This window comes from Planococcus halotolerans, assembly GCF_003289955.1.
GTDB classification, from domain to species: domain Bacteria; phylum Bacillota; class Bacilli; order Bacillales_A; family Planococcaceae; genus Planococcus; species Planococcus halotolerans.
The window spans coordinates 92,712-118,188 of the sequence record NZ_QLZR01000004.1; the positions used below are offsets into that span (position 1 = coordinate 92,712).

28 protein-coding genes are annotated in these 25,477 nt (G+C 44.9%); 25 read left to right on the forward strand and 3 right to left on the reverse strand.

What is annotated here, in order from left to right; genetic code table 11:
* The first annotated feature begins 163 nt into the window (after positions 1 to 163).
* Positions 164 to 931 (forward strand): YrrS family protein, encoded by a 768-nt coding sequence (locus DP120_RS11260; RefSeq protein WP_112223779.1) that lies wholly within the window; start codon positions 164 to 166, stop codon positions 929 to 931.
* Positions 932 to 1,262: 331 nt separating this feature from the next.
* Positions 1,263 to 1,973 (forward strand): 5'-methylthioadenosine/S-adenosylhomocysteine nucleosidase, encoded by a 711-nt coding sequence (gene mtnN / locus DP120_RS11265; RefSeq protein WP_112223780.1) that lies wholly within the window; start codon positions 1,263 to 1,265, stop codon positions 1,971 to 1,973.
* Between the two features lie 47 nt (positions 1,974 to 2,020).
* Here the strand turns inward: mtnN and pssA are convergent, their stop codons facing one another.
* Positions 2,021 to 2,560: a CDP-diacylglycerol--serine O-phosphatidyltransferase gene (pssA, locus tag DP120_RS11270; protein ID WP_112223781.1), complete on the reverse strand. Its 540-nt coding sequence runs from the start codon at positions 2,558 to 2,560 to the stop codon at positions 2,021 to 2,023.
* A gap of 94 nt (positions 2,561 to 2,654) precedes the next feature.
* On the opposite strand from pssA, the gene DP120_RS11275 reads away from it, so the two are divergent.
* From DP120_RS11275 to DP120_RS11330, 12 genes are all read left to right on the forward strand, one after another.
* The gene (locus DP120_RS11275) at positions 2,655 to 3,428 is read left to right on the forward strand and encodes a phosphatidylserine decarboxylase (RefSeq protein ID WP_112223782.1); all 774 of its coding nucleotides are present in this window, start codon (positions 2,655 to 2,657) and stop codon (positions 3,426 to 3,428) included.
* 30 nt (positions 3,429 to 3,458) lie between these two features.
* The gene (locus DP120_RS11280) at positions 3,459 to 3,989 is read left to right on the forward strand and encodes a YqeG family HAD IIIA-type phosphatase (protein ID WP_233538988.1); all 531 of its coding nucleotides are present in this window, start codon (positions 3,459 to 3,461) and stop codon (positions 3,987 to 3,989) included.
* A complete protein-coding gene (yqeH, locus tag DP120_RS11285; protein WP_112223783.1) occupies positions 3,986 to 5,089 on the forward strand; it encodes a ribosome biogenesis GTPase YqeH in 1,104 nt (367 codons plus the stop codon). The genes DP120_RS11280 and yqeH overlap by 4 nt, the downstream gene beginning before the upstream one ends.
* A 10-nt stretch (positions 5,090 to 5,099) precedes the next feature.
* Positions 5,100 to 5,927, forward strand: a complete 828-nt coding sequence (gene aroE / locus DP120_RS11290; protein WP_112223784.1) for a shikimate dehydrogenase — start codon at positions 5,100 to 5,102, stop codon at positions 5,925 to 5,927.
* Positions 5,914 to 6,213, forward strand: coding sequence for a ribosome assembly RNA-binding protein YhbY (gene yhbY / locus DP120_RS11295; RefSeq protein ID WP_112223785.1), 300 nt, complete (start codon positions 5,914 to 5,916; stop codon positions 6,211 to 6,213). The genes aroE and yhbY overlap by 14 nt, the downstream gene beginning before the upstream one ends.
* Positions 6,210 to 6,797: a nicotinate-nucleotide adenylyltransferase gene (locus DP120_RS11300; protein ID WP_112223786.1), complete on the forward strand. Its 588-nt coding sequence runs from the start codon at positions 6,210 to 6,212 to the stop codon at positions 6,795 to 6,797. The genes yhbY and DP120_RS11300 overlap by 4 nt, the downstream gene beginning before the upstream one ends.
* Positions 6,766 to 7,341, forward strand: a complete 576-nt coding sequence (gene yqeK / locus DP120_RS11305; RefSeq protein WP_112223787.1) for a bis(5'-nucleosyl)-tetraphosphatase (symmetrical) YqeK — start codon at positions 6,766 to 6,768, stop codon at positions 7,339 to 7,341. The genes DP120_RS11300 and yqeK overlap by 32 nt, the downstream gene beginning before the upstream one ends.
* Positions 7,338 to 7,676: a ribosome silencing factor gene (gene rsfS / locus DP120_RS11310; RefSeq protein ID WP_112223788.1), complete on the forward strand. Its 339-nt coding sequence runs from the start codon at positions 7,338 to 7,340 to the stop codon at positions 7,674 to 7,676. Before yqeK ends, rsfS begins: the two co-directional genes overlap by 4 nt.
* Positions 7,673 to 8,401 (forward strand): class I SAM-dependent DNA methyltransferase, encoded by a 729-nt coding sequence (locus DP120_RS11315; RefSeq protein WP_112223789.1) that lies wholly within the window; start codon positions 7,673 to 7,675, stop codon positions 8,399 to 8,401. The genes rsfS and DP120_RS11315 overlap by 4 nt, the downstream gene beginning before the upstream one ends.
* Positions 8,402 to 8,602: 201 nt before the next feature.
* Positions 8,603 to 9,196, forward strand: a complete 594-nt coding sequence (locus DP120_RS11320; protein ID WP_112223790.1) for a helix-hairpin-helix domain-containing protein — start codon at positions 8,603 to 8,605, stop codon at positions 9,194 to 9,196.
* 63 nt (positions 9,197 to 9,259) lie between these two features.
* Entirely contained in the window at positions 9,260 to 9,835 is a 576-nt protein-coding gene (locus DP120_RS11325) for a ComE operon protein 2 (protein WP_112223791.1), read from the forward strand.
* 32 nt (positions 9,836 to 9,867) lie between these two features.
* Positions 9,868 to 12,108: a DNA internalization-related competence protein ComEC/Rec2 gene (locus DP120_RS11330; RefSeq protein WP_233785912.1), complete on the forward strand. Its 2,241-nt coding sequence runs from the start codon at positions 9,868 to 9,870 to the stop codon at positions 12,106 to 12,108.
* Between the two features lie 255 nt (positions 12,109 to 12,363).
* On the opposite strand, the gene DP120_RS11335 is transcribed toward DP120_RS11330, so the two are convergent.
* Positions 12,364 to 12,498, reverse strand: a complete 135-nt coding sequence (locus DP120_RS11335; protein WP_084246179.1) for a YqzM family protein — start codon at positions 12,496 to 12,498, stop codon at positions 12,364 to 12,366.
* 155 nt (positions 12,499 to 12,653) lie between these two features.
* Between DP120_RS11335 and holA the strand changes: the two genes are divergently transcribed.
* On the forward strand, positions 12,654 to 13,676 hold the full coding sequence (gene holA / locus DP120_RS11340) for a DNA polymerase III subunit delta (protein ID WP_112223793.1): 1,023 nt from the start codon (positions 12,654 to 12,656) through the stop codon (positions 13,674 to 13,676).
* Positions 13,677 to 13,734: 58 nt separating this feature from the next.
* On the opposite strand, the gene rpsT is transcribed toward holA, so the two are convergent.
* Positions 13,735 to 13,983 carry a 30S ribosomal protein S20 gene (gene rpsT, locus DP120_RS11345; protein ID WP_112223794.1) on the reverse strand — a complete coding sequence of 83 codons (249 nt, stop codon included), beginning with the start codon at positions 13,981 to 13,983 and terminating at the stop codon, positions 13,735 to 13,737.
* Between the two features lie 217 nt (positions 13,984 to 14,200).
* Here rpsT and lepA point away from each other — a divergent pair, with 217 nt between their 5' ends.
* The 10 genes from lepA to rpsU all read left to right on the forward strand — a co-directional run bounded on the left by lepA (position 14,201) and on the right by rpsU (position 25,377).
* The gene (gene lepA / locus DP120_RS11350) at positions 14,201 to 16,030 is read left to right on the forward strand and encodes a translation elongation factor 4 (protein ID WP_112223795.1); all 1,830 of its coding nucleotides are present in this window, start codon (positions 14,201 to 14,203) and stop codon (positions 16,028 to 16,030) included.
* A gap of 57 nt (positions 16,031 to 16,087) precedes the next feature.
* Entirely contained in the window at positions 16,088 to 17,227 is a 1,140-nt protein-coding gene (gene hemW / locus DP120_RS11355) for a radical SAM family heme chaperone HemW (protein WP_112223796.1), read from the forward strand.
* A gap of 646 nt (positions 17,228 to 17,873) precedes the next feature.
* Positions 17,874 to 18,902 (forward strand): heat-inducible transcriptional repressor HrcA, encoded by a 1,029-nt coding sequence (gene hrcA / locus DP120_RS11360; protein WP_112223797.1) that lies wholly within the window; start codon positions 17,874 to 17,876, stop codon positions 18,900 to 18,902.
* A 15-nt stretch (positions 18,903 to 18,917) separates the two neighbouring features.
* Positions 18,918 to 19,538, forward strand: coding sequence for a nucleotide exchange factor GrpE (gene grpE, locus DP120_RS11365; protein ID WP_112223798.1), 621 nt, complete (start codon positions 18,918 to 18,920; stop codon positions 19,536 to 19,538).
* 21 nt (positions 19,539 to 19,559) lie between these two features.
* Entirely contained in the window at positions 19,560 to 21,395 is a 1,836-nt protein-coding gene (gene dnaK / locus DP120_RS11370; RefSeq protein WP_112223799.1) for a molecular chaperone DnaK, read from the forward strand.
* A 113-nt stretch (positions 21,396 to 21,508) separates the two neighbouring features.
* Positions 21,509 to 22,630, forward strand: coding sequence for a molecular chaperone DnaJ (dnaJ, locus tag DP120_RS11375; protein ID WP_112223800.1), 1,122 nt, complete (start codon positions 21,509 to 21,511; stop codon positions 22,628 to 22,630).
* A gap of 15 nt (positions 22,631 to 22,645) precedes the next feature.
* Complete coding sequence (gene prmA, locus DP120_RS11380) at positions 22,646 to 23,587, forward strand: 50S ribosomal protein L11 methyltransferase (protein WP_112223801.1); 942 nt, start codon at positions 22,646 to 22,648, stop codon at positions 23,585 to 23,587.
* 13 nt (positions 23,588 to 23,600) lie between these two features.
* The gene (locus DP120_RS11385; protein WP_112223802.1) at positions 23,601 to 24,338 is read left to right on the forward strand and encodes a 16S rRNA (uracil(1498)-N(3))-methyltransferase; all 738 of its coding nucleotides are present in this window, start codon (positions 23,601 to 23,603) and stop codon (positions 24,336 to 24,338) included.
* Between the two features lie 102 nt (positions 24,339 to 24,440).
* On the forward strand, positions 24,441 to 25,109 hold the full coding sequence (deoC, locus tag DP120_RS11390) for a deoxyribose-phosphate aldolase (RefSeq protein ID WP_112223803.1): 669 nt from the start codon (positions 24,441 to 24,443) through the stop codon (positions 25,107 to 25,109).
* Between the two features lie 94 nt (positions 25,110 to 25,203).
* Positions 25,204 to 25,377: a 30S ribosomal protein S21 gene (gene rpsU, locus DP120_RS11395; RefSeq protein WP_008431605.1), complete on the forward strand. Its 174-nt coding sequence runs from the start codon at positions 25,204 to 25,206 to the stop codon at positions 25,375 to 25,377.
* The last annotated feature ends 100 nt before the right edge of the window (positions 25,378 to 25,477 follow it).

Below are 25,477 nucleotides of genomic sequence, written 5' to 3' on the forward strand. Positions count from 1 at the left end.
TCCGGAGATCATCGAAGCATCCATTTTCTTTGGTTTTTTCAAAAAAATGTTTTACTTTTTCTGTTTAAGGAATATAATTCATATTGAAACATAAACTTATCATGAAAGTTAAATTTGTTACATTTAATTATGATAGAATATCAAGGAAGGGGAGGCAATAACAATGACAGAAGAAAAAAAACCTTATCCCTCTCGTGTAAATAAGAAGAACCGTTCCACTACTAATTCAATGCTGAATGTAATGATCGGACTGGTATTTGCATTAATTCTTATCGTGGGAGCATTTATTTTCCTGGGTCAAACCGATGGCTCGGAAAACGCACAGGAACCTGAATCCGTACAGATTTCCACAGATACAGATAATGAAGCGAGTGAAGAGGGTAACAGCGAAGAACAAGCTGAAAATGCCGAAGAGGCAACTGAAGATGAAGAACAGCAGGAACAAGCTTCAGAAGATGAGCAAAAAGATGAGGAATCCAAAGAATCTGCTGATGAAAAAGAAAATAAAGACAAAGAGGCAGATAAAGAAAAAGATAAAGAAAAAGAAGAAAAAGCTGACGAAGAAGGCACTGTAACGGGCGGAACAATTACCCGTCAGGAATCGGACGATCCAGTTGTCAAAGAGACAATCATTAACACGAGCTGGAAACCGGTAGGAACCAAGCAGACCGGCGAACATGTTTCTGTTTATGACACCAACTCGGTGGATTGGCAGGAGAAAATTGACGCTATCACATACGCCACAGGTCTTGCAGAAAAAGATATGTATATCATGCATATCGGCAATGGCGGCGGTCCACAAAAATCCATAGGAACTGTCCAATCGAAAGATATGTCGAAAAAATACCGTGTACATTTGGAATGGGTTGGTAAAGATGGTTGGAAACCTGTTAAAATGGATATACTGAATACAGTAGAAGGCGCTTATTGATAAAGCGTCTTTTTTTCTGAGAAGAAACTATAAATGCTAAATTAAAGAATCAGCTTTTATAGACCGCTTCGGCGCTTAGGACAGTGCAAAGATTATGCTCCTGCGCACTGCTCGTCGCAAAGGTTGCGCCATCTTCGTATGGCGAACCTTGCCTCCCGCAATAAGCCGAGAAGGCTACTCGGAGGTGAAAACCGTGCTCCTGCATCGCTGCGCTGCTTCGTCGCAAAGACTTAGCCTCGCAAGCGTCGGCTAATGTCTTCGAAGTTGTTTTGCGGAATATCGGCTCTTACAAATCAAGAGGTCAACATAAATAGCAAAGGAGAAATGACAGATGAAAATTGGGATAATTGGTGCAATGGAAGAAGAAGTGGAATTGCTGCGTGCGAGTTTGGAAAATGCACAAGCTGAAACAATCGCGAATTGTGAATTTACAACAGGTACATATCAAGGACAGGAAGTTGTTCTGTTGAAAAGTGGCATTGGCAAAGTGAATGCGGCAATGTCAACAACGATTCTGCTGCAGCATTTTAAACCGGAGTTGGTCATCAACACTGGATCAGCAGGTGGATTTGATAAAGATTTGGAAGTTGGATCCATTGTCATTTCAAACGAAGTGCGCCATCACGATGTGGATGTCACCGCTTTCGGTTACGAAATGGGCCAAGTGCCACAAATGCCGGCAGCATTCCAGTCAAATCCGGAATTGGTTGAGTTGGCGGAAAAAGCGGTCAGCGAGTTGGAAGAGCTGCCATACGCAGTTGGACTCATTGCCACTGGGGATTCGTTCATGAATGATCCTGAGCGCGTTGAACTTGTTCGCGGCCACTTCCCTGAAATGAAAGCTGCCGAAATGGAAGCGGCAGCAGTAGCTCAAGTATGCTATCAATTCGATACTGCTTTTGTGGTTATCCGTGCATTATCGGATATCGCCGGAAAAGAATCTTCTGTATCATTTGATGAATTTCTGCCAAAGGCTGCGGAGCACTCGACGAAAATTGTGCTGCGCGTTGTGGAGCGCTTAACATCCAGGCTTGAACGCTGAAAAACGAGAAATCAAAAAGCTGCCGGAGAAATTCCGGCAGCTTTTGTTTATACTTTTTTTAATGTGAAAGTGCTTATCATAAGCAGGGAGCAAATCAGCATCAGGAACATATAGAAGACCGAAGGAAATGCTGAAAGGCCAAAATAGGAAAGAGTCAGTACAGTTCCTGCAGCAGTAATCGGCAGACCGGTGAAGTATCCATTTGATTCGCTGATATTGAAACGGGCCAAGCGAAATGCGCCGCTGGAAATATAAATAACGGTAAAGACCATACCGGCGATGCCGAAATCGCTCAATGCGAGCTCATATATCAGGATTGCAGGCGCTACCCCAAAAGAAATGATGTCACTCATGGAATCCAGTTGTTTGCCGAGTGCAGATTCCTGATTAAACTTCCTGGCGACAATTCCGTCAAAGCGATCCAGGAAAGCGGCGATGAAGATGAATAATACACTGAAGCTATATGCGTCGTTGAGAGCTGCCATGACGGCCGCACCGCCGAACGCCATATTCCCGATTGTCAGCATATTAGCTGTCTGTGATTTTAATTTTTTAAAGTTATGGTCCATCCGTTCTATAAAAATCAATGGAGAATCCTCCTTAAGCACATAATGATGTTCCTTTCATTATACTGTCCCTTTGGAAATAATGGTAGACTTTTATCAGGACGGGGGTATCTAAATGAAGAAAAAATTATATCAGTATACAATTGAGTTGACCAATGGACCTGTTACTTCCAACCTGCTGCAGCGTTTTGCACGGTCATCAGGAAGTCGCTCAATCATTCCAAATTATGTTAAGGCATATAAGATAGCGTTGGATGATATAGAAGAGGAAGTTGGTTCTTTCCCTTCATTGCATGACTTTTTTGTCAGAAAATTGCGTCCCGGCAGCCGGCCACTGGCTGACACTGGGGTGATTTCGCCGGTAGATGGCAAGGTTGAAATAGCCGGAAAACTTCATGAAAACAGCCGATTCATTGTAAAAGGGCAGAACTATTCGCTGGCTGAGTTATTGGGAAGTGAAGAGTCGGCAAATCGTTATGCAAACGGCGATTATGCCGTGCTTTATCTTTCCCCGGCCAATTACCACCGAATTCATAGCCCGGTGGACGGGAATGTCAGCAGGCAATTTGTGCTTGGGAAAAAATCATATCCGGTCAATCAATCGGGGTTGCTTTATGGCAAGTCACCGATCAGCGGGAATTATCGGCTGATTACAGAACTGGAGACAGCAGGCGGTCGCGTATTGGTGGTAAAAGTAGGGGCTATGTTCGTGAACTCGATTGAATTGACGAATACGGGCGATCGGTGGAAAAAAGGGGAGGAAGTCGGGTATTTCAGTTTCGGTTCCACCGTTGTTTTGTTTTTTGAGCCGGATTGTTTCCGCTTTACTGATAATATTGTGGCTGGTGAACCGATCAGAGTGGGAGAAGCCTTGGCAAATATGCTATAATCATTAACATTAAGTTCGAAGATACGGGAGTTGTTGATAGTGTATCAAAAATTTATACCGAGCCAATACGTCAGAACGGTGTTTGACATCACCCCTGAAACTTTGCTTGAGAACGGCATTCGTGGTATTATCACGGATCTTGATAATACGCTGGTGGAATGGGATCGCCCGGAAGCGACTCCAATGCTCATCGATTGGTTAAAAAATATGAAGGATGCAGGCATCCAGGTCGTTATTGTTTCCAATAACAATGAGCTGCGAGTCAAATCGTTTGCAGATCCACTCGGAATTCCTTTCATCTTCCAGGCGCGTAAACCCATGGGCAAGGCTTTCCGAAAAGCTCTGCAGATCATGAGTGTCAAGCGCGAAAATGTAGTGGTTATCGGGGATCAGATGCTGACAGACATTTTTGGCGGAAACCGCAATAAACTGCATACGATTCTTGTTTTGCCGGTCGCTCAATCCGACGGGTTCTTTACCCGTTTCAATCGGATGGTCGAGCGCCGTATCATGAAGAGGCTTAAAGATAAAGGTTATATGACTTGGGAGGAAGAAAAGTGAGCGAAATGCCAACTTGCATCGGCTGCGGTGCACAGATACAAACAGAACATCCTGGAAAGCTGGGCTATGCGCCAGCGTCGTCATTGGATAAAGAAGAGATCATTTGCCAAAGATGTTTCAGACTGAAAAATTACAACGAGTTGCAGCCAGTATCGTTGACTGATGATGATTTCCTGCGCATTTTAAACGGTCTTGGCGAACGAAGAGGATTGATCGTGAAGATTGTTGATATTTTCGATTTCAATGGCAGTTGGCTGCCTGGACTTCACCGTTTTGTAGGGAATAATGATATTTTATTGATTGCCAATAAAGCGGATTTATTGCCTAAGTCAGTGAAGGAGCAAAAACTTCTTCAATGGATGAAACGGGAAGCGAATAAATTGGGGTTGAAGCCGGTCGACATTTTGACTGTTTCTGCACAAAAAGGAAAAGGGGTTGCAGAGGCGATGGAAGCGATCGACCATTACCGCAAAGGCGGCGATGTGTTTGTTGTCGGTTCCACGAACGTCGGAAAATCAACTTTCATCAACCGGATCATCAAACAGGCTACCGGACAGGATAATATTATTACAACATCGCATTTTCCAGGCACAACTCTTGATATGATTGAAATTCCACTGGACGATGAAAGATCTTTGTACGATACTCCGGGGATTATCAACCATCATCAATTGGCTCATTATTTGCACACTGCTGATTTGAAGATGATCATGCCGAAAAAAGAAATCAAACCGCGTGTGTTCCAGCTTAATCCGGAACAAACCTTGTTTATCGGAGGCCTTGCTAGATTCGATTTTGTAAAAGGAGATCGTTCTTCATTTACATTCCATGTTGCCAATGAACTGCCGATTCACCGGACGAAACTGGATAATGCAGATGCATTGTACGAACAGCATTTCGGCGGTATGCTTGCTCCGCCTTCAGAAGAATATAAAGAAGATTATCCGGGATTGGTTCGCCACGAATTCCGCATCAAAGAAGGAAAAACCGATATTGTCTTTTCGGGATTGGGCTGGGTTACGGTTCAGCACCCCGATGTAACTGTCGCGGCGCATGCCCCTAAAGGCGTCGAAGTGATGCTGCGGCCATCTCTTATATAGGAGGAATTGGATGAAGAAATGGTATGCAGTGATCGGAGATCCGATTGCACACTCATTATCACCATTCATGCATGAAATTTGGTTTCAGGAAAATGATATCGATGCATCTTTTTTACCGATCCATGTTGAACCTTCTAAATTGAAGCAGGCGTGCGAGGCGCTGCACCTGCTCGGGGCCAGCGGCTTTAATGTGACGGTGCCGCACAAACAGGCGATTATACCTTTGCTTGATGGGATTGATGATACAGCTGCCAAGATGAACGCGGTCAATACTGTGGTCCGGAACGGCAAAAAATTTAAAGGAAGCAATACTGACGGCGATGGTTTTGTTCAGTCTTTACGGACCGCAAATCCAAAAGTCGATTCCAGAATTCTCCTGGTCGGTGCAGGCGGCGCTGCAAGAGGCATTTCTTTTGCGCTGAATCGTGCAGGTTTCAAAGACGTCACAATCACCAATCGAACTTTCCGCAGAGCGGAAGAACTGGCAGCTGAAACTGGCAGTAAAGCGGTAACGAAGGCGGAAGCCGAGCAAATCCTGAATGGCTTCGATATTATCATTCAAACCACTTCTGTCGGATTGGCAGAAGACGAGGCTTTGCCGATTTCACTTGAAAAAGTGAGAGAAGGCACATTGGCTGCAGATATCGTCTATAATCCAATTGATACTCCATTTTTGAAAAAAGCAGAGGAAAAAGGCTGTAAAACATTGAATGGTGTAGGCATGTTCGTATACCAGGGAGCTATCAGCTTTGAAAAATGGACAGGCATTAAACCGGATACTGAAAAAATGATTCAAGTGATAACGGAAAAACTAGGAGGAAATTATGTTAACAGGTAAACAAAAGCGTTTTTTAAGAAGTGAAGCACATCACGTCGACCCGATTTTCCAGGTGGGCAAAGGCGGAGTCAACGAAGCGATGCTCGTTCAAATTTCAGAAGCACTGGAAAAGCGCGAACTGGTGAAAATCAGCATTCTTCAAAACAATGAAGATGATAAAAATGAAGTGGCAGAAACATTAGCCAAAGGGACAAAAGCAGAATTGGTGCAATTAATCGGCCATACAGTGGTTCTGTATAAACAATCTGTGAACAATAAACGAATCGAGCTTCCGGTGAAGCGATGAAAAAAGTCGGGATATTGGGAGGTACCTTCAATCCACCGCATTTCGGCCATCTGATCATGGCCAACGAAGCTTATCATAGTCTGGGTCTTGAGGAAGTCAGGTTCATGCCGAATGCAGCTGCTCCCCATAAAGAAGTCCACGGAGCAGATACAGCACAGCGGCTGAAGATGACCGAACTGGCGATTGAAGACTTTCCTCAATTCCGCATTGAAGATTACGAAATCAAAACCGGCGGTGTGTCGTATACCTATAATACGATACGCCAGTTGGTGGAGCAGGAAAGTGATAAGGAGTTTTACTTCATTATCGGCGGGGATTCAGTGGCACAATTGAACTCCTGGCACCGTATCCACGAACTGGCAGATTTGATTCAGTTTGTCGGAATAGGCCGTCCAGGCTATGATTCAGCTACCGACTTCCCGGTGATGATGATCGATTCACCTGAAATGCATCTCTCTTCGACGATGCTGCGTGAAAGAGTCGCAGCCAATCGGCCATTAACGTTTTTCGTGCCCGAGAAAGTCGAAGCCTATATCCGGAAGGAGGGTTTATATGGACCAGAGCAAGATGCTTCAACTCGTTAAAAAACGTTTGCCGGATAATCGCTATGCCCATGTTATTGGCGTTTTAAATATGGCGACTGCACTCGCAATCCGTTTTGGAGTGCCACAGGACAAGGCTCAAATAGCTGCAATCCTGCATGACGTTGCAAAATTCTCTGACAGGGATTGGATGAAATCCATTATTGAAAAAGAAAAAATGGATCCGCTGCTGTTGGAATATCACGCAGAACTCTGGCATGCTCCGGTCGGCGCTTATGTCGCCTGGTATGAATTCGGCGTGAAAGATGAGGATATCCTCAACGCCATCCGGTATCATACTACCGGCCGTGCCGGCATGTCCGATCTTGAAAAAGTAATCTATATTGCAGACCTTGTGGAAGTTGGCAGGAAATTCAAAGGCGTCGAAGAATTGCGTCAATTAAAAGAACAGGGATTGGATGTTATGATGGAAGCCTGCGTCAAACACAGCATCGATTTTCTGGTATCAAAAAATCAGCCGGTCTATCCGGATTCACTGAAGTGTTATGAATACTTCGTGCAACAGAAAGGGAAAGTGAAAGAATGACTGAACATACATTATTACAAATGGCTTATCAAGCAGCTGAAGAAAAAAAAGCGGAGGACATCGTTGTCCTTAATATGGAAGGAATCTCCCTGCTGGCGGATTATTTCGTCATCTGCAGCGGAAATTCGGATCGTCAGGTTCAAGCGATTGCGCGTGAACTGATCGAAAAATCAAACGAAGCTGGAAATGAAGTCAAGAGCGTCGAAGGGTTTGATTCTGCACGCTGGATCCTGGTCGATCTTGGAGATGTAGTAGCTCACGTCTTCCACAAAGATGAACGTTCTTATTACAATTTGGAGCGCCTCTGGAGAGAAGCGCCTGAAATGGAAATATGAGTTACGGCAAGTTCGCTTCAATTTATGACAGTTTAATGCAGGATATTCCATATGACCAATATGTGGAGTGGGTGGCATCACGGAAAACTTCCGGTAAACTTTTGGATCTCGCATGCGGCACAGGAACACTTGCGCAGCTTTTTGCAGAACTAGGATATGAAGTGACGGCCAGTGATTTATCGGAGCAAATGCTTACGATGGCAAATCAGCGATTCCATGAATCGAATCTCAGGATTCCGACTTATCAATTGTCCATGGACAATCTTGAAGGTCTACAGGGATTTGATGCAGTGACAATCGCTATCGATTCTTTGAATTACCTGAAGAACGGTGAACAAGTGCAGAAAACCTTCAACGAAGTGCATAAAGCTTTAAATGAAGACGGCATGCTCTTTTTCGATGTGCACTCGGTCTATAAAGTCGATGAAATTTATATGGACAGCCCATTTATCCTTGACGATGAAGAAGTTTCTTTTATCTGGCATACGGAACCCGGCAAAGCCAAGCATAGTGTCATCCATGACATTACGTTTTTTGTACGCCAGCAGGAAGATCTATATCAGCGCTTTGAGGAAACCCATGAACAGCGGACTTTCCCGGTGGCAACATACATCACCTGGTTGAAAGCTGCCGGCTTTGTCATCGAATCCATTACAGCTGACTTTACGGAAGCTGAACCTGGCAGGGAAAGCGAACGCATTTTTTTCTGCGCCAGAAAAGTTTGATGCACAATATTGAACCGCCTTTTGGCGGTTTTTTTATTTATAAAAATATTCTTTTGCGAACTGGACAAAAGGATTCTAATAATTGTATAATTCAGACAGCTTCCATTTAATTGCTCTCGCTGGAAAGAGGGATGCAAACTGAATTTCCAACAGATTTTCAGTAAATACAGCAGACTGCTGATCCCCGCAGCCGTCCTAATCATGCTGGCACTTTATGTTTTGTTTCCCCGTGGCGAATCCGAAGAGATTATTGCGGCGCCATCCGATCTGATAGAAGCTGAATCCCCTCAGCTGAGTGAAACTCCAACCTTAAACAACGAAACTGAAACAATGAAAGAAACCGAGCCGGTAAATATCCTTATCGAGATAAAGGGACATGTCCAAAAACCGGGTGTATTTGAATTGCCGGCAGAATCCCGCCTGCACATGGCGATTGATCTTGCCGGCGGCTTTCTTCCGGAAGCAGATGCTTTGTCGCTCAATATGGCTATGAAATTGACAGATGAAATGAGCGTCTATGTGCCGGAAATCGGTGAAACAGTCATATCGCCGCCTGTAATTGAATCGCCCGTCCCATCAGCTGCTGGTCCGTCGGGCGGCGGCCTGATTAATATCAACACGGCGGATGAAGCCGGGCTCGCAACTTTGCCGGGAATCGGACCGTCAAAAGCTGCTGCAATCATCGCATACCGGGAAGAGCAAGGACCTTTTGCGACTATTGATGCGCTAAAGGATGTCACCGGCATCGGTGATAAAACTTTTGAACAATTGAAAGATTCGATTTCGATAAACTGATTGTTGACGAACTTAACACCTCTGCTAAACTTAAACTAACAGTAAAAAGCAGGGGGCAATTAAATGAAGCGAATAACTTGGGATCAATTTTTCATGGCGCAAAGCCATTTGCTTGCGTTACGGAGCACATGCACCCGGCTGGCTGTAGGAGCAACCATTGTCCGCGATCGCCGGATCATTGCAGGAGGCTATAACGGTTCAATTTCCGGTGGTGACCATTGCATCGATAAAGGCTGTTATGTCGTTGACGGCCATTGTGTCCGGACGATACATGCAGAGATGAACGCATTGCTGCAGTGCTCGAAATACGGTGTGAGTGTCAGCGGTGCAGATATATATGTCAGCCACTTTCCTTGTCTGCAATGCACAAAATCAATTATTCAGGCAGGAATTTCCCGTCTTTATTATTCAGCGGATTACAAAAACCATGAATATGCCATTGAATTATTGGAACAGGCAGGAGTGGAAGTGGTCCAGGTCATATTTGACGAACGGCAAATCGATTTCTTGAGTGTTGAAAAAGCGGCACTTTATATGGAACTGATCGGCAAATTGAAAGAAAAAGGCGGCAGTGATGAAGAATTGGCCCATTATAATGAACGGGTGAAGGAATTATTCGGAGAAGAAATCGAAGTCTGAGCCGCAATAGCATCATCTATTTTGCCGCAGCAATGGCAATAGTTACAATAGCAGCGCATGAAACACCGGAAATTCTAGTGTTCATGGCGCTGCTTTTTTTATGGATGGCGTGGAAAAAGGAAAGCATTTCTTTTATATTTATTTTGTTGATTACAGCGGGTTTAACCTATATCCTGCAGGATGAACGGCATGCTGATATGCCGGCCTACTCCGGGGCTTACTCGGGAACGGCCTCGTTTAAAGAAGGCTATAAAGTTGACGGCGATACGGTCAGGGGCTTTCTTGTGCTTGAAGATGGCGGCATCGTCTATGCCAATTACCGGTTCGGTACACCGGACGAAAAGCTGGAGAAAAAGGATTTGATCCATAATTCAGTGTTCAGTATTTCGGGAGTTTTTGAGGAACCGAAATTACCATCTCACGAGTATGCATTCGATATGGCCCGATACTTGAAAAGCAATGGAGCTTCCGCTGCATTAACTATTGAAAAACTGGATTATCAAAAAGATGCGACTGGATTTTTTGCGGCTATGTCAGAACGGAGGCAAAAGCTGAAGGAGCATATTCGGCAACGTTTTCCGGAAAGTTTACAAGCGGAAGCAGAAGCATTATTAATCGGTGAAAGGGAGACACTCAGCACCGAACAGCAAAGAATACAACAGACACTCGGCATTTCCCATCTTTTTGCAATATCCGGACTGCATGTCGGAATTATTAGCGGCTTGATGTATTTTCTGATGATACGACTTGGAATCAGAAAAGAAGATGCGCTGATTATGCTGCTGGTTATTCTGCCTTTTTACGCATTATTGGCAGGCGGGGCGCCATCTGTCTGGCGGGCTGTCAGTATGACTGCAGCAGTGCTGGTATTTCGCCTTTTCAAAATTCGTCTTTCCATAGCCTATATTCTGCTGTTGAGTTTCATCTTCTTTATCGTTGTTGATCCGTATGTCATCTATAAAATTGGTTTCCAGCTGTCATATGGCGCAAGTTTTGGCATCATCTATTCGATGAGATTCCTGGAATCCGCCAAGTCGCCGATAAAGCAGGGGCTGATAATTACCTTCTTGTCACAATTCACTCTTTATCCCATTCTGCTGGTTCATTTTTATGGATTGTCACTTTCGTCGTTTTTAGTGAACAGCCTGTTTGTTCCGTTGTATACCTTGTTGATTTTACCAATTAATATTTTGCTGTTGCTGCTGACTTTACTGTTTCAGCCTGCAGCTGATTTCCTGTTTTATTTTTACGAACCGTTCCGGAACTTTCTTGAGCACTGGACAGCCTGGCTGGCGGAATGGCCGAACCAGATGTGGATACCCGGGAGGCCGGATGGCTATATGTTTGCCGTAATGGTCGCCGCTATCATTCTTTTTTACAGTTTGGCGGAAAAAGGATTCCGGTGGTGGAAATTCGGCATCGGTATTTTGCCGCCGATTGTTTTTACATTCATGCCGTTTTTGGACGGGGCGCTTCGTGTGACTTTCATAGATGTTGGACAGGGGGACAGTGCATTGATCGAGCTGCCCCATAGGCGAGGGGTTTATCTGATTGATACAGGAGGAGTGCTGCGGTTCGGCAGGGAAGGCTTCAGTGACCGAAGCCGCCCTTTTGAAATTGGACGGCAGGTGGTTGCACCTTATCTGCAAGGCAACGGCATATCCCAAATCGATGCTTTGATCCTGTCTCATCCCGATGCTGATCATGCAGAAGGGGCAGATGAAATTCTTCAGATGTTCGATGTGGCAGAACTCCATATGTCGCCAGGTACACAAAAGACGGATCTGGCAATTGGTCTCGGGAAAGAATTGGGCGACGTGAAAATTCGCTTGCCAGGACGCGGCAGTGTCTGGAGCAATAAAAATACGACATTCACTTATCTAAGTCCGTCCGATACTGAATATACCGGAAACAATGATTCTTTGGTGTTGCTGATGGAGTACGAAGAATTTAAAGTGCTGTTTACGGGGGACCTTGAAGTTGACGGTGAAAATGAAATTCTCAAGAACTACGGTGATTTGCTGGAAGATACGACGATTTTGAAAGTGGGACACCACGGCAGCAAGACTTCCAGTGGTGAAAATTTCTTGTCCAGGCTGGATCCGGAACTTTCAATATTCTCCACAGGCGAAGACAATAGGTACGGCCATCCCGCACAAGAAGTTAAAGAAAGGTTTGACACCCTCTCTTTGCCTACACTTAATACGGCTGATGTCGGCACAATTAAAATCGTCTTTCAAAATGGTGGGTATAGTATATCGACGATGGAGTAATCGGAGCGGGAGGTGAATTTGTTTAACCGGTGAAACGAAAAAAGGCTCCGGCTGGATAGCCGGAACCTTTTGAATGGATAAGAAAGTATAACTTTTTTAGTCTTAAGGCTCTTAAAAAAGAAAGTATCCCTGTCCAGACTCCAGCGCCCAGATTCTCGGGTCGTAAGCCCATCTGGCTGTGCGGCTGAAAACATGCCGCTTCGCCAGATTGTCTTATGCCTTTCGAATCTAAACGGGCGCTTACGCTTTTCTTTACTACAATGCTACGTATTGTACGACTGCAGCGATGATAAAGATAGCTGCGAAGAACACGAATGATACCACAAATCCCATACCGGCATCGATTGCGTCGTTACGTTTCGATTGTACATTATTTTCAAATTCATTCATGGCTATCCCTCCTAATTCCCTCTAATTATAAGCTACTGCATCTGAAAAATCCACATAGAACTTTATTTAACAGCCGAATTTCATGTGTCGTCACAGAAAAGACAAATCCCACAAATCACACAAAATCCGATATAGTAGAGGGAGGAGGCGGAAATATGATCACTTCAATTTGGAAATCGATACGCAGCGGTCAAATTGACCCTGTTTATCTTATTATAGGCACAGAAAGTTATTTTATTGAAAAAACACTGGACTTGCTGAAGTCCAGCCTGACTCAAGCGGGAGAATTGGAGCTGTCATTCTTTGATATGGATGAAGTGCCGGTCGATCACGCCATCGATGAAGCGGACACGATTCCGTTCTTCAGTGACCGCAAACTGATCATCGCGAAAAATGCCTCTTTTTTAAAAGCCGCTGAACGCGGGAAAGAAAAAATAAATCATGACATGAAAGTTCTTGAGGCATGGCTCGAAAATCCACCTTCCAGTTCCGTAACCGTTTTTGTGGCACCATACGAAAAACTGGACGAACGGAAAAAAGTGGTCAAGCTCATGAAGCAGCATGCTGTAGTAGTGGAGGCAAAATCACTTCAGGCAAATGATCTGGAATCCTGGCTGGCGCACGAAGCAAAATCGTTCGGCAAGGAAATCAGCCGGAACGCTGTCCGCAAATTGGTGGAAATGGCCGGCACTAATCTTACTTTGCTGTCTTCTGAAGTTGAAAAGATGTCACTTTACCTAGGGGCGGATGGGGAGATTACGGAAGAATTGGTCGAGCAGATGACTGCCCGCACATTGGAACAGGATGCCTTCAAAATGCTGCAGGCCTATCTGGATGGCAATATCAGCACAGCGCTCAGCGTCTACTACGATCTCCTCAGGCAGAAAGAGGAGCCTGTTGCACTTGCAGCGCTGTTGGCTTCGCAAATCCGTTTCATGGTGCATGTCTATTATCTCCAGAAGAAGGGCTACCATGCCCAGCAAATCTCCAAACAGTTAAAAGCACATCCGTACAGAGTGAAACTGCTCGTCGAAAAGCGCCAGCAAATTTCCGAACAGCGCCTGCTGGAAGTATTGGGCGACCTGGCTGATATCGATCTTCAATTAAAAACCGTAAGCGGCAACCGTGAACGCGTACTGGAATTCTTCTTGATGAAACGCGGAGCCAAGAACAGCTGAATCAAAAAAATCAAAGAAAAAAAGCCGGCTCCTATAAAGGAACCGGCTTTTCACATTTTTACGCTTGTTTCATCAAGCGAGATTTTTGGCGGGCTGCAGTATTTCTATGGATTAAGCCTTTTGAAGCCGCTTTTTCCACTTGTTTAATCGCAGCTTTAACCGTTGCGTTTGCGTTTTCGTCATTGTTTGACAAAGCTTGCTCAGCTTTTTTCAAAGATGAACGCATTGCTGATTTAGCTTGCGTGTTTTGAGCGTTTTTAGACTCGTTCGTTCTCACACGTTTGATCGCAGATTTAATGTTTGGCATATCTTTCACCTCCTAGACAAATAGGGAAAGAGGCGGAAACACCTCAACTCTTTTATGTCTCTATACAACATGAGTTATTTTATCAAACCGGGGAACGGAATGCAATAGATACGTGCAAAGAAGTTTTCCTTGACACAGAAATCATTTCCGGTGCTTTCATTGCCCATTAGCCGTGGTACTGCTATAATTCATAGTAGTTTGTATAGGAGTGTGGACCATGAACCAAGAACAGAGATTAGCGCGTCAAAGCAAAATACGTAATTTTTCGATCATTGCCCATATCGATCACGGGAAATCTACGCTTGCCGACCGCATACTGGAAAGAACAAATGCCCTTACTGCCAGGGAAATGAAAGAGCAGCTGCTTGATTCCATGGATTTGGAACGTGAACGCGGCATTACCATCAAATTAAACGCTGTCCAATTGAATTACACAGCAAAAGACGGCGAAACTTATATCATGCATTTGATCGACACACCAGGGCACGTCGATTTCACTTACGAAGTCTCACGCAGCCTTGCTGCCTGTGAAGGCGCCGTATTGGTCGTTGATGCTGCACAGGGCATAGAAGCCCAGACGTTGGCGAATGTTTATTTAGCCTTGGACAATGACCTTGAGATTTTGCCTGTCATCAATAAAATCGATTTGCCTGCTGCAGATCCTGAGCGTGTGCGCCAGGAAGTGGAAGAGGTTATCGGTCTTGATGCATCAGAAGCTGTCCTTGCCTCAGCGAAGGCAGGTATCGGAATTGAAGAGATCCTTGAACAGATCGTTGAAAAAGTGCCGGCTCCGACAGGGGACCCGAGTGCGCCTTTAAAAGCGATGATTTTCGATTCCCTTTATGATCCTTACCGTGGAATCGTTTCCTATGTAAGAATCGTCGAAGGAACAGTGAAGCCTGGAGACAAGATCAAAATGATGTCCAGCGACAAAGAGTTCGAAGTTATTGAAGCTGGTGTATTTACACCAAGAGCAACGCTCCGTGAAGAATTGACGGTCGGTGATGTAGGATTCCTGACGGCCGCCATCAAAAATGTGGGTGACGCACCGGTGGGTGATACCATCACTCATGCAAGAAAACCGGCAGCGGAAGCATTGCCGGGATACCGACGCTTGAACCCAATGGTTTATTGCGGACTTTATCCGATCGATACATCGAAATACAATGATTTGCGTGATGCACTTGAGAAATTGGAATTGAATGACGCGGCACTTCAGTTTGAACCGGAATCTTCACAGGCGCTTGGCTTTGGCTATCGCTGTGGTTTCCTTGGTTTATTGCATATGGAAATTATTCAGGAGCGGATTGAACGCGAGTTTAATATCGACCTGATCACTACTGCACCAAGTGTTATCTACAATGTCCATATGACAGATCAACAAATCCTGAAGATTGATAACCCTGCAATGATGCCGGATTCACAAAAAATCAATTACGTAGAAGAGCCTTATGTAAAAGCGACAATCATGGTACCGAATGATTACGTCGGAGCTGTAATGGAAATCTGCCAGAAAAAACGTGGAAATTTCTTGACGATGGATTATTTGGATAATTCACGCGTCAGCATCATTTATGAATTGCCGCTTGCTGAAATCGTCTACGATTTCTTCGATCAATTAAAGTCCGGAACAAAAGGTTATGCTTCGTTCGACTATGAATTGATCGGCTATAAAGAATCGAAACTTGTGAAGATGGATATCCTATTGAATTCTGAGCAAGTGGATGCTTTGAGCTTTATTGTCCATAGTGAATTTGCATACGAACGTGGAAAAGTAATAGTCGACAAGTTAAAAAACCTTATTCCTAGACAGCAATTTGAAGTGCCGATCCAGGCTGCAATCGGCCAGAAGATTGTCGCTCGCCAAACGATCAGTGCGATGCGCAAGAACGTACTGGCGAAATGCTACGGCGGTGACATTTCTCGGAAGCGTAAATTGCTTGATAAACAAAAAGAAGGTAAGAAGCGCATGAAGCAAGTCGGTAATGTTGAAGTGCCGCAGGAAGCTTTCATGGCAATTTTAAAAATGGACGACCAATCAAAATAAACGAAAAAAGGAGGCGGTGTTTTCAGCCTCCTTTTCCTATTAGAAAAGAGGAATAACATGGTAAAGGGATTGTATATCCATATTCCATTCTGCCACCAGATCTGTTTTTACTGTGATTTCAATAAAGTCTTTTTCAAAGACCAGCCGGTCGATGCCTATATCGATTCACTCGGGAAGGAATTGTCCCTCTGGAAACAGCAGGGAGCACTCGAGCAGCCGCTGGAAACAATTTTTCTCGGCGGCGGTACACCGACTTCACTGGATCCGCGCCAATTGGAAAAATTGCTGGGGTATATTCACGAATATGTACCGATGACGAATGACGTCGAATGGACCTCGGAAGCAAATCCTGATGAATTGACGTATGAAAAAATGCAGGTGCTTTTTAAGGGCGGCGTCAACCGCCTGAGCATGGGTGTCCAGTCATTCGATGAAGATCTATTGAAGCGGCTGGGGCGCACACACAGCAATAACGATGTTGCGAGAGCCGTCGAAGATGCCCGCAAGGTCGGCTTTACGAATATCAGTTTTGATCTGATGTACGGTTTGCCCGGACAGACGATGAAACAATGGGAAGATACGCTTGAGCAGGCATTTGCGTTCGACCTTCCACATTTCTCGGCCTACTCATTGATTATCGAACCGAAAACCGTCTTCTATAATCTCATGACCAAAGGGAAACTGAATACGGTGACGGAAGACCTCGAAGCCGATATGTACCAAAAGCTGATGACTGAAATGAATCAGCGCGGTTTATTGCAATATGAAATTTCGAACTTTGCCCGTGAAGGAATGGAATCACACCATAACCTTCTGTACTGGGACAATGAAGAATATATCGGAGCAGGAGCGGGAGCGCATGGATATGTCCAGGGCATCCGCTATTCGAACCACGGTCCTTTGAAAAAGTATATGGAGCCGTTGGAAACGGATGAACGTCCGATTTTAAATTCACATGAAGTTCCGAAGAAAGAGCAGATGGAAGAAGAGATGTTCCTTGGACTCCGCAAAACTGCCGGCGTGTCGCTCGAACACTTCGAAACGAAATTCGGAATCGGGATGGAAGCTATTTACGGCGATATCCTGAAGAAAGAAATCGACAGCGAGAATTTGGCAATTGAAAACGGCAGGGTCAAATTGACGCATAAGGGCCGTTTCATCGGCAACAATGTATTCGAGCAATTTTTGCTGGCATAAAAAAGTAGAGAAGATGAATTAATAATTTCTAGGAACCGATATTCCGCAAAACAGCTGGGCTTGCCGAAACCCGTGCTCCTGCATCGCTGCGCTAGCTTCGTCGCAAAAAGCCGGCCTTGCTAGCTACGGCCAACTCTTGGCTTGCGTTGAGCTAACTCGGGCTCGCTGCACTTCGCCCGAGTGGATCTCAACACTTCGCTCGAAACACAGTTGGAAAGCCAACTGCGTTTCTGTTCCCCAGGGCGTCTTCGCTGTTCTGCTCCATATCTATAGAAGTTTCTCTTAAGAATAAATCAGAATATAAAACATTATTTGTTTTGTTCAACATGGATAACACTTTTTTAACTCGGGCATTCGCCCGAGTGGCTTGCAGCACAACTCTTGTTCCTAAGTCCTCTTAACTTCCTGTCATGTCCAGAAGTGGACCCCAGCGAAGGTGCGCCGCAGGACTGGCCGGAGCAATAAGACGAGTGCTCTTCTCGGCTTATTGCGTGAGGCTTGTCCAAAGCGACGAAGCGGTGTATCAAAGCTAAATATTTAATTTAAGCTAGATAGATGCGCAATCGTTGACAAGGCAAAAGGAATTTGGTAATTTTAGTGTAGTCTTAGCACTCGCCCTATAAGAGTGCTAACAGAGGTGATGATCATGTTAACAGAACGGCAACTGCTCATTTTAAAAGTGACGGTGGATGATTATATTCAATCAGCTCAGCCGGTAGGATCAAACCAATTAGCCAAAAAATCCGGAATCACTTTCAGTTCGGCAACCATCCGGAATGAAATGGCGGATCTGGAAGGGATGGGTTTTCTGGAGAAGACCCATACATCTTCCGGCAGGATTCCATCGGAAAGAGGCTATCGCTATTACGTGGACCATTTACTGACTCCGCGTCCGCTTCCGAAAGAAGATATCATCCAATTGCGTTCCATATTCGAAGATAAAATCAGCGAGACTGAAGAAGTGATCAAACGGTCTGCAATGATTTTATCGGAGCTGACAAATTACACATCAATTCTGCTTGGACCGGATGTCCGCAGGCATATCGTCAAGAAATTATCGATTGTGCCTCTTACATCCAATTCTGCAGTCGCAATCATTGTGACGGATTCAGGCCATGTCGAGAACCGGGTTTTCCCGATTCCCGAAGGGCTCAATCCTTCTGAGATTGAAAAGATGGTCAATATACTGAATGAACGCCTGATCGGTGTCTCACTCAATGACCTTCATACACGGCTGGAGCAGGAAACAATGATGATCATGAAACAGCATATGGAACGTTATGGTGAGTTGTTTTCCACTTTCCGGCAAGCGGTTATACTTCCGCGGGAAAAAAATGTCTATTATGGCGGTAAGCTGAATATCCTGAATCAACCGGACTTCCACGATCTTCACAAGATCAGGAGTTTAATGGATGTCATGGAAGAATCAGAACATATTCCGATGATCATTCCAGTCGGCAACCAGGGACTCCATATCCGCATCGGTTCCGAAAATGCGCTGACAGCCATGGAAGATTGTTCCGTTATCACCGTGTCCTATGACATTGGCGAGGAACAGACAGGCTCGATTGCAATCATAGGGCCGAAAAGGATGGACTATAAGAGAATTGTGTCGTTGCTCGATACATTGAGCGGCGACCTCTCCAAAGAGCTAAATCGAATATTCCGGAATTAAAGGAGGAACATCATTTTGTCTAATGAAAAAAAACCTCTAGCAAATGAGGAAGAAACTGCAGCAGACATCGAAGAAACGCCAACTGGCAAGCAGTCGGATGAAAATGCCGAAAAGACAACCGTTTCATTGAAGGAAGAGTCTGAAGGGGCTGAAAACAGCCAGGAAGATGAAATCAATGAAGAAGGAAAAGATGAAGTTTCGATGCTGAAAGATGAGCTGGAAGCTGAACAAAACAAATACCTGCGTTTATTGGCGGATTACGACAATTTCAAACGCCGTACACAGAAAGACAGAGAGATTTCAGCTAAATTCCGCTCGCAATCCCTGCTGACTGACCTTCTTCCGGTATTGGATAATTTTGAACGCGCATTGGCCGTTGAAGCCAAAAGCGAAGACGCTGTTTCAATTATGAAAGGCGTTGAAATGGTTCAAAAATCCTTGCTTGAAGCGGTAAAACGCGAAGGGCTGGAAGAAATAAAAGCTGTCGGAGAGCCATTCGATCCGAATTTCCATCAGGCAGTGATGCAGGAAAAAGATGAAGATGCAGAACCGGGCACAGTGTTACAGGAATTGCAGAAGGGGTATACCCTTAAAGGCAGAGTCCTTCGTCCGGCAATGGTTAAAGTAAACGAATAATAGTTAAATGGAGGAATTCAAATGAGTAAAATTATTGGTATTGACTTAGGAACAACAAATTCAGCAGTCGCAGTTCTTGAGGGCGGCGAACCGAAGATTATTCCGAATCCGGAAGGCAACCGTACGACACCATCTGTTGTAGCTTTCAAAAACGGTGAGCGCCAGGTCGGTGAAGTAGCAAAACGCCAATCAATCACGAATCCGAATACAATCCAGTCTGTTAAACGTTTAATGGGTACGCAGGAAAAAGTAACGGCTGAAGATAAAGAATATACGCCTCAGGAAGTTTCAGCAATGATCCTTCAATATATCAAAGGCTATGCTGAAGAATACCTGGGCGAAAAAGTATCAAGAGCGGTAATTACTGTACCGGCTTACTTTAACGATGCTGAACGTCAGGCTACTAAAGATGCTGGCCGTATTGCCGGTCTTGAAGTGGAACGCATCATCAACGAACCGACTGCAGCAGCACTTGCATACGGTTTGGATAAAATGGAAACTGATGAAACAATCCTTGTTTATGACCTTGGCGGCGGTACGTTTGACGTATCTATCCTTGAGCTTGGCGATGGCGTATTCGAAGTGAAATCGACTGCCGGCGACAATCGTCTTGGCGGCGATGATTTCGATAAAGTGATCATCGATTATCTTGTACAGGAATTCAAAAAAGATAATGGCATCGACCTTTCAAAAGATAAAATGGCGACTCAACGTTTGAAAGATGCAGCTGAAAAAGCGAAAAAAGATCTTTCCGGCGTATCTTCAACACAGATTTCATTGCCATTTATCACTGCCGGCGAATCTGGCCCTCTTCACCTTGAAGTGACAATGAGCCGCGCGAAATTCGACGAGCTTACTTCTTCACTGGTTGAACGTACAATGGGACCTACTCGCCAGGCGTTGAAAGATGCAGGGATTTCTGCTTCTGAACTTGACCGTGTAATCCTTGTTGGTGGATCTACCCGTATTCCAGCTGTTCAGGAAGCTGTTAAGAAAGAAACAGGCAAAGATCCTCATAAAGGCGTAAACCCGGATGAAGTTGTAGCAATGGGTGCAGCTGTACAAGGCGGCGTATTGACTGGTGATGTTAAAGATGTAGTTCTTCTTGACGTGACTCCGTTGTCGCTTGGTATTGAAACAATGGGCGGCGTATTCACGAAATTGATCGAACGCAATACAACAATCCCGACTTCGAAATCGCAAACATTCTCAACTGCTGCTGACAATCAGCCAGCTGTTGATATCCATGTTTTACAAGGTGAACGCCCGATGGCTGCAGCCAACAAAACGCTTGGCCGTTTCCAATTGGCTGATATTCCACCGGCACCACGCGGTGTACCGCAAATCGAAGTTACTTTCGACATCGATAAAAACGGTATTGTAAGTGTTAAAGCGAAAGACCTTGGAACTCAAAAAGAACAAACGATCACAATCCAGTCGAATACTTCATTGTCAGATGATGAAATCGAACGCATGATCAAAGAAGCGGAAGAAAACGCTGAGGCGGATGCGAAAGTGAAAGAAGAAGTAGAACTTCGCAACGAAGCTGACCAAGCTGTTTTCCAAACAGACAAAACAATCGCTGACCTTGGAGAAGTGGTCACTGAAGAAGAGAAGAAACAAGCAGAAGAAGCACGTGATGAATTGAAGGCTGCTCTAGAAAGCGACAGCACAGATGACATCCGTGAGAAAAAAGATAAATTGAACGAAATTCTGCAGGGCTTGGCTATGAAAGCTTACGAACAGGCGTCAGCAGCGCAACAGGCAGCTGGCGGAGAAGAAGGCGCAGCAGGCGGAGACGATGATATCGTTGATGCAGAATTCGAAGAAGTTAACGACGATAAAGACAAGCAATAAGGAAGACCCGAAAAAGTCAAAGCAAAGCAACATGCTTTGGCTTTTTCAATGTCTTTGCAACACCAAACCTAACCGTGTACAATTACAGTTGATTGTTAGAGGGAGAGTGACATATGAATAAGCGAGATTATTATGAGGTGCTTGGTGTTTCCAAAACAGCATCCAAGGAAGAAATCAAAAAAGCTTACCGGAAATTGTCGAAGCAATTCCATCCGGATATTAATAAAGAAGCGGATGCATCTGAAAAGTTCCAGGAAGTAAAAGAAGCATATGAAGTGTTGAGCGATGAGCAGAAACGTGCGCAATACGATCAATTCGGCCATCAGGATCCGAACCAGGGCTTCGGTGGTGGTGGATTCGGAGGAGCGGAAGGTTTCGGTTTTGATGATATCTTCAGCACATTCTTCGGAGGCGGCACAAGACGCCGTGACCCGAACGCACCGCGTAAAGGCGACGATCTGCAATATTCCATGACCATTGATTTTATGGATGCCGTGTTCGGCAAAGAAACGGAAGTCGAAATTCCGAAAGAAGAAAATTGTGATACATGTGACGGCTCCGGAGCGAAACCGGGCACGAAGAAGAAAACGTGTCCATATTGCGAAGGTACCGGCCAATTGAATGTTACACAGGATACGCCATTCGGCCGTATGGTAAATCGCAGAGCCTGCCAGCACTGTGAAGGAACTGGTCAGATTATCGAAGAAAAATGTACAACTTGCAAAGGTGCAGGGAAAGTACGTAAAGTCAAAAAAATCAAAGTCAGCATTCCAGCAGGTGTCGATGACGGCCAGCAATTGCGCGTCAGCGGACAAGGTGGACCAGGTTATAACGGAGGACCATCCGGAGACCTGTATGTCGTTTTCCGCGTGAAACCGCACAAGGAATTCGAACGCGAAGGCGATGATATCTATCTGGAATTGGGTCTCACTTATCCGCAGGCAGCACTTGGCGATGAAATTGAAGTGCCGACGGTCCACGGCAAAGTGAAACTGAAAATTCCGGCTGGTACACAAAGTGGTGCACGATTCCGCCTGAAAGGAAAAGGCGTAAAAAATGTCCACGGCTATGGCATCGGAGATCAGCACGTTATCATCCGCGTGAAAACACCGACAAAACTCAGCGAGAAACAACGCCAATTGTTGAGAGAATTTGCTGAAATCAGTGGTGACATTCCAGAAGAACAGGAAAGTTCATTATTCGATAAAATCAAACGAACAATCAAAGGCGATTAAAGGAGCTGGTTGCACGTGAAATGGTCAGAACTGTCCATCCATACGACGAACGAAGCGATTGAATCCGTTTCGAACATCCTGCACGAAGCTGGTGCAAGTGGAGTCGTCATTGAAGATTCGGATGATTTTTCAAAAGAAAGAGAAGATCAATTCGGGGAGATCTGGTCACTTAATGCCGACGATTTTCCGAAAGACGGTGTTATCCTGAAAGCCTATTTGCCGGTTAACAGCTTTTTGGGTGAAACCGTAGAAGCGATTAAGTTGGCGGTCAATAATCTGGTCACTTTCGACATTAATATCGGAGCCAACGTGGTGACAATCAGCGAAGTGAATGAAGAAGAATGGGCAACTGCCTGGAAAAAATATTACCATCCGGTAAAAATATCCCAGCGTTTCACCATCGTGCCGACCTGGGAAACCTATAATCCTGTCTCCAGCGACGAATTGATCATTGAATTGGATCCTGGCATGGCGTTTGGCACAGGTACCCACCCGACAACAGTCATGAGTCTGCAGGCGCTTGAGAAGACAGTGAAAACCGGGGAACGGGTCATTGACATCGGAACCGGTTCAGGCGTACTGGCAATTGGCGCAGCTTTACTTGGTGCCCGGGAAGTGCACGCTTTGGATCTAGACGATATTGCCGTCAAAGCTGCGGGCATTAATGTCAAACTCAATAAAGTGCAGGACAGAGTGACTGTAGCTGGCGGCAATCTGGTCGATACGATTGATGAGCCTGGTGATGTTGTAGTAGCGAACATCCTGGCGGAGATCATCATGTCATTTACCGATGATGCCTTTAAAGTGGTAAAACCAGGGGGCCATTACATTACCTCCGGCATTATTTCCGCTAAGAAAAATGATGTCAAGGAAGCTTTGGAAGGTTCCGGCTTTGTGATAGAGGATATTATGATGATGGAAGATTGGGTTACGATCATTTCAAAAAAACCTGAATGAGCGGGGTGCAACGATGCAACGATATTTCATTGGAGGCAAAGTTCCCGACAACCGCATAACTGAAATAACTGGCGATGATGCAAAGCACATCGCCAAAGTTATGCGCCAAACTGCCGGTGAAGAGCTGATAGCTGTAATGGAAGGAAAGGCATATAAAGCAACGATCCTTTCTGCAGAGCGGGATATAGAAGTGCGTCTTGAAGCTGAACTGGAAGCGAATGTGGAAATGCCTAAAAAAGTGACCATCGCCTGCGGCCTGCCAAAAGGCGATAAACTCGATCTGATTGCGCAGAAATGCACAGAACTGGGTATGTATGCATTGATTCCTTTTGCGGCTGAAAGATCGATTGTAAAATGGGATGCAAGCAAGAATGATAAAAAGATTTCCAGGCTGCAGAAAATTGCCAAAGAGGCTGCTGAGCAGTCACATCGGACGCACCTCCCGGCAATACATAACGTCCATAGCTTTAAGCAAATACTGGCAGCTGCCGAATCTTTTGACGTGGTAATCGTCGCGTATGAGGAGGAAGCGCGGGCATCCAGCCCGGCGCGGTTTGCCGATATTTTAAAAACATTGTATGATAAAAGTACGATATTGATTGTTTTTGGACCTGAAGGCGGAATTTCAGAAAATGAAGTTTCCAGCCTGAAAAAGGCTGGCGCGTTGTTCACTTCGCTGGGGCCACGCATCCTGCGTACTGAAACCGCTCCTTTTTATGCGTTGTCCGCAATGTCATACGAATTCGAATAATAACGCGCACCACCAGAATCCGCTCAATAAAGTCACACACGTCCGCACTGATTGCATTCGTGGACATCATTAACTAAATTTACTTTAGAATGGAGCATTTTAATGACAAACATCGCATCTTATATTGACCATACTCTATTGAAACCAGAATCCACTAAAGAACAGGTGATTCAACTTTGCAAGGAAGCGGCTGAATATGAATTTGCTTCTGTATGCGTAAACCCTTCTTATGTTGAAACAGCTGCTGCTGAACTGAAAAACAGCAAAGTGAAAGTCTGCACTGTTATCGGATTCCCGCTTGGAGCTTCAACATCTGAAACAAAAGCGTTTGAAACAAAAGACGCGATTGAAAAAGGTGCAGAAGAAATCGATATGGTTGTAAATATCGGCGCGATCAAATCAGGTGATTCCGAACTTGTGAAAAATGATATCCAGGCAGTCGTTGATGCAGCAAAAGGCAAAGCTATTGTCAAGGTGATCATCGAAGCAAGCCTGTTGACTGACGAAGAGAAAGTTTTGGCTTCACGTCTATCCAAAGAAGCTGGCGCTGATTTCGTTAAAACATCTACAGGATTCTCAACTGGCGGCGCTACAGTGGCTGATGTTAAGCTGATGCGTGAAACTGTCGGTTCTGAACTGGGAGTGAAAGCTTCTGGCGGCGTAAGAAGCCTTGAAGATGTGCAGGGTATGATTGATGCAGGGGCGAGCCGCATTGGCGCAAGCTCAGGTGTACAGATTATGCAGGGATTGAAATCGGATTCTGATTATTAACTGTTGACTCAGGTTTGAACATACGATATAATTTTTGGTATATAACACTTGTTGTTATTTGCTTCAACGTGTGTTCGGAGGGAGGGAAAAAGAGATGACAAAAACTACCGTTCGTAAAAACGAATCGATTGAAGATGCTCTTCGCCGCTTCAAACGCACTGTTTCTAAATCCGGAACAATGCAAGAGGTTAGAAAGCGCGAGTATTATGATAAGCCGAGCGTGAAACGCAAACTAAAATCAGAAGCTGCGCGTAAACGTAAATTTTAATTGACCCTTACTTTTTAAATGAGACTTTTAAAAATATGAACGATCAGCTGAAACCGGCTGCACATCACATGTGCAGCCGGTTTTATATTTTGACCAATTT

Excerpts from the sequence above, each read along its gene's own strand:
- deoC (WP_112223803.1), top strand. The coding sequence starts at position 24,441 with ATGACAAACATCGCATCTTATATTGACCATACTCTATTGAAACCAGAA.
- DP120_RS11335 (WP_084246179.1), bottom strand. The coding sequence starts at position 12,498 with ATGAATGAATTTGAAAATAATGTACAATCGAAACGTAACGACGCAATC.
- hemW (WP_112223796.1), top strand. The coding sequence starts at position 16,088 with ATGGTAAAGGGATTGTATATCCATATTCCATTCTGCCACCAGATCTGT.
- DP120_RS11330 (WP_233785912.1), top strand. The coding sequence starts at position 9,868 with ATGGCAATAGTTACAATAGCAGCGCATGAAACACCGGAAATTCTAGTG.
- aroE (WP_112223784.1), top strand. The coding sequence starts at position 5,100 with ATGAAGAAATGGTATGCAGTGATCGGAGATCCGATTGCACACTCATTA.
- rpsU (WP_008431605.1), top strand. The coding sequence starts at position 25,204 with ATGACAAAAACTACCGTTCGTAAAAACGAATCGATTGAAGATGCTCTT.
- holA (WP_112223793.1), top strand. The coding sequence starts at position 12,654 with ATGATCACTTCAATTTGGAAATCGATACGCAGCGGTCAAATTGACCCT.
- rpsT (WP_112223794.1), bottom strand. The coding sequence starts at position 13,983 with ATGCCAAACATTAAATCTGCGATCAAACGTGTGAGAACGAACGAGTCT.
- DP120_RS11275 (WP_112223782.1), top strand. The coding sequence starts at position 2,655 with ATGAAGAAAAAATTATATCAGTATACAATTGAGTTGACCAATGGACCT.
- DP120_RS11320 (WP_112223790.1), top strand. The coding sequence starts at position 8,603 with ATGCTGGCACTTTATGTTTTGTTTCCCCGTGGCGAATCCGAAGAGATT.
- DP120_RS11300 (WP_112223786.1), top strand. The coding sequence starts at position 6,210 with ATGAAAAAAGTCGGGATATTGGGAGGTACCTTCAATCCACCGCATTTC.
- rsfS (WP_112223788.1), top strand. The coding sequence starts at position 7,338 with ATGACTGAACATACATTATTACAAATGGCTTATCAAGCAGCTGAAGAA.
- dnaK (WP_112223799.1), top strand. The coding sequence starts at position 19,560 with ATGAGTAAAATTATTGGTATTGACTTAGGAACAACAAATTCAGCAGTC.
- DP120_RS11260 (WP_112223779.1), top strand. The coding sequence starts at position 164 with ATGACAGAAGAAAAAAAACCTTATCCCTCTCGTGTAAATAAGAAGAAC.
- yqeK (WP_112223787.1), top strand. The coding sequence starts at position 6,766 with ATGGACCAGAGCAAGATGCTTCAACTCGTTAAAAAACGTTTGCCGGAT.
- dnaJ (WP_112223800.1), top strand. The coding sequence starts at position 21,509 with ATGAATAAGCGAGATTATTATGAGGTGCTTGGTGTTTCCAAAACAGCA.
- lepA (WP_112223795.1), top strand. The coding sequence starts at position 14,201 with ATGAACCAAGAACAGAGATTAGCGCGTCAAAGCAAAATACGTAATTTT.
- yhbY (WP_112223785.1), top strand. The coding sequence starts at position 5,914 with ATGTTAACAGGTAAACAAAAGCGTTTTTTAAGAAGTGAAGCACATCAC.
- hrcA (WP_112223797.1), top strand. The coding sequence starts at position 17,874 with ATGTTAACAGAACGGCAACTGCTCATTTTAAAAGTGACGGTGGATGAT.
- DP120_RS11325 (WP_112223791.1), top strand. The coding sequence starts at position 9,260 with ATGAAGCGAATAACTTGGGATCAATTTTTCATGGCGCAAAGCCATTTG.
- DP120_RS11315 (WP_112223789.1), top strand. The coding sequence starts at position 7,673 with ATGAGTTACGGCAAGTTCGCTTCAATTTATGACAGTTTAATGCAGGAT.
- DP120_RS11385 (WP_112223802.1), top strand. The coding sequence starts at position 23,601 with ATGCAACGATATTTCATTGGAGGCAAAGTTCCCGACAACCGCATAACT.
- mtnN (WP_112223780.1), top strand. The coding sequence starts at position 1,263 with ATGAAAATTGGGATAATTGGTGCAATGGAAGAAGAAGTGGAATTGCTG.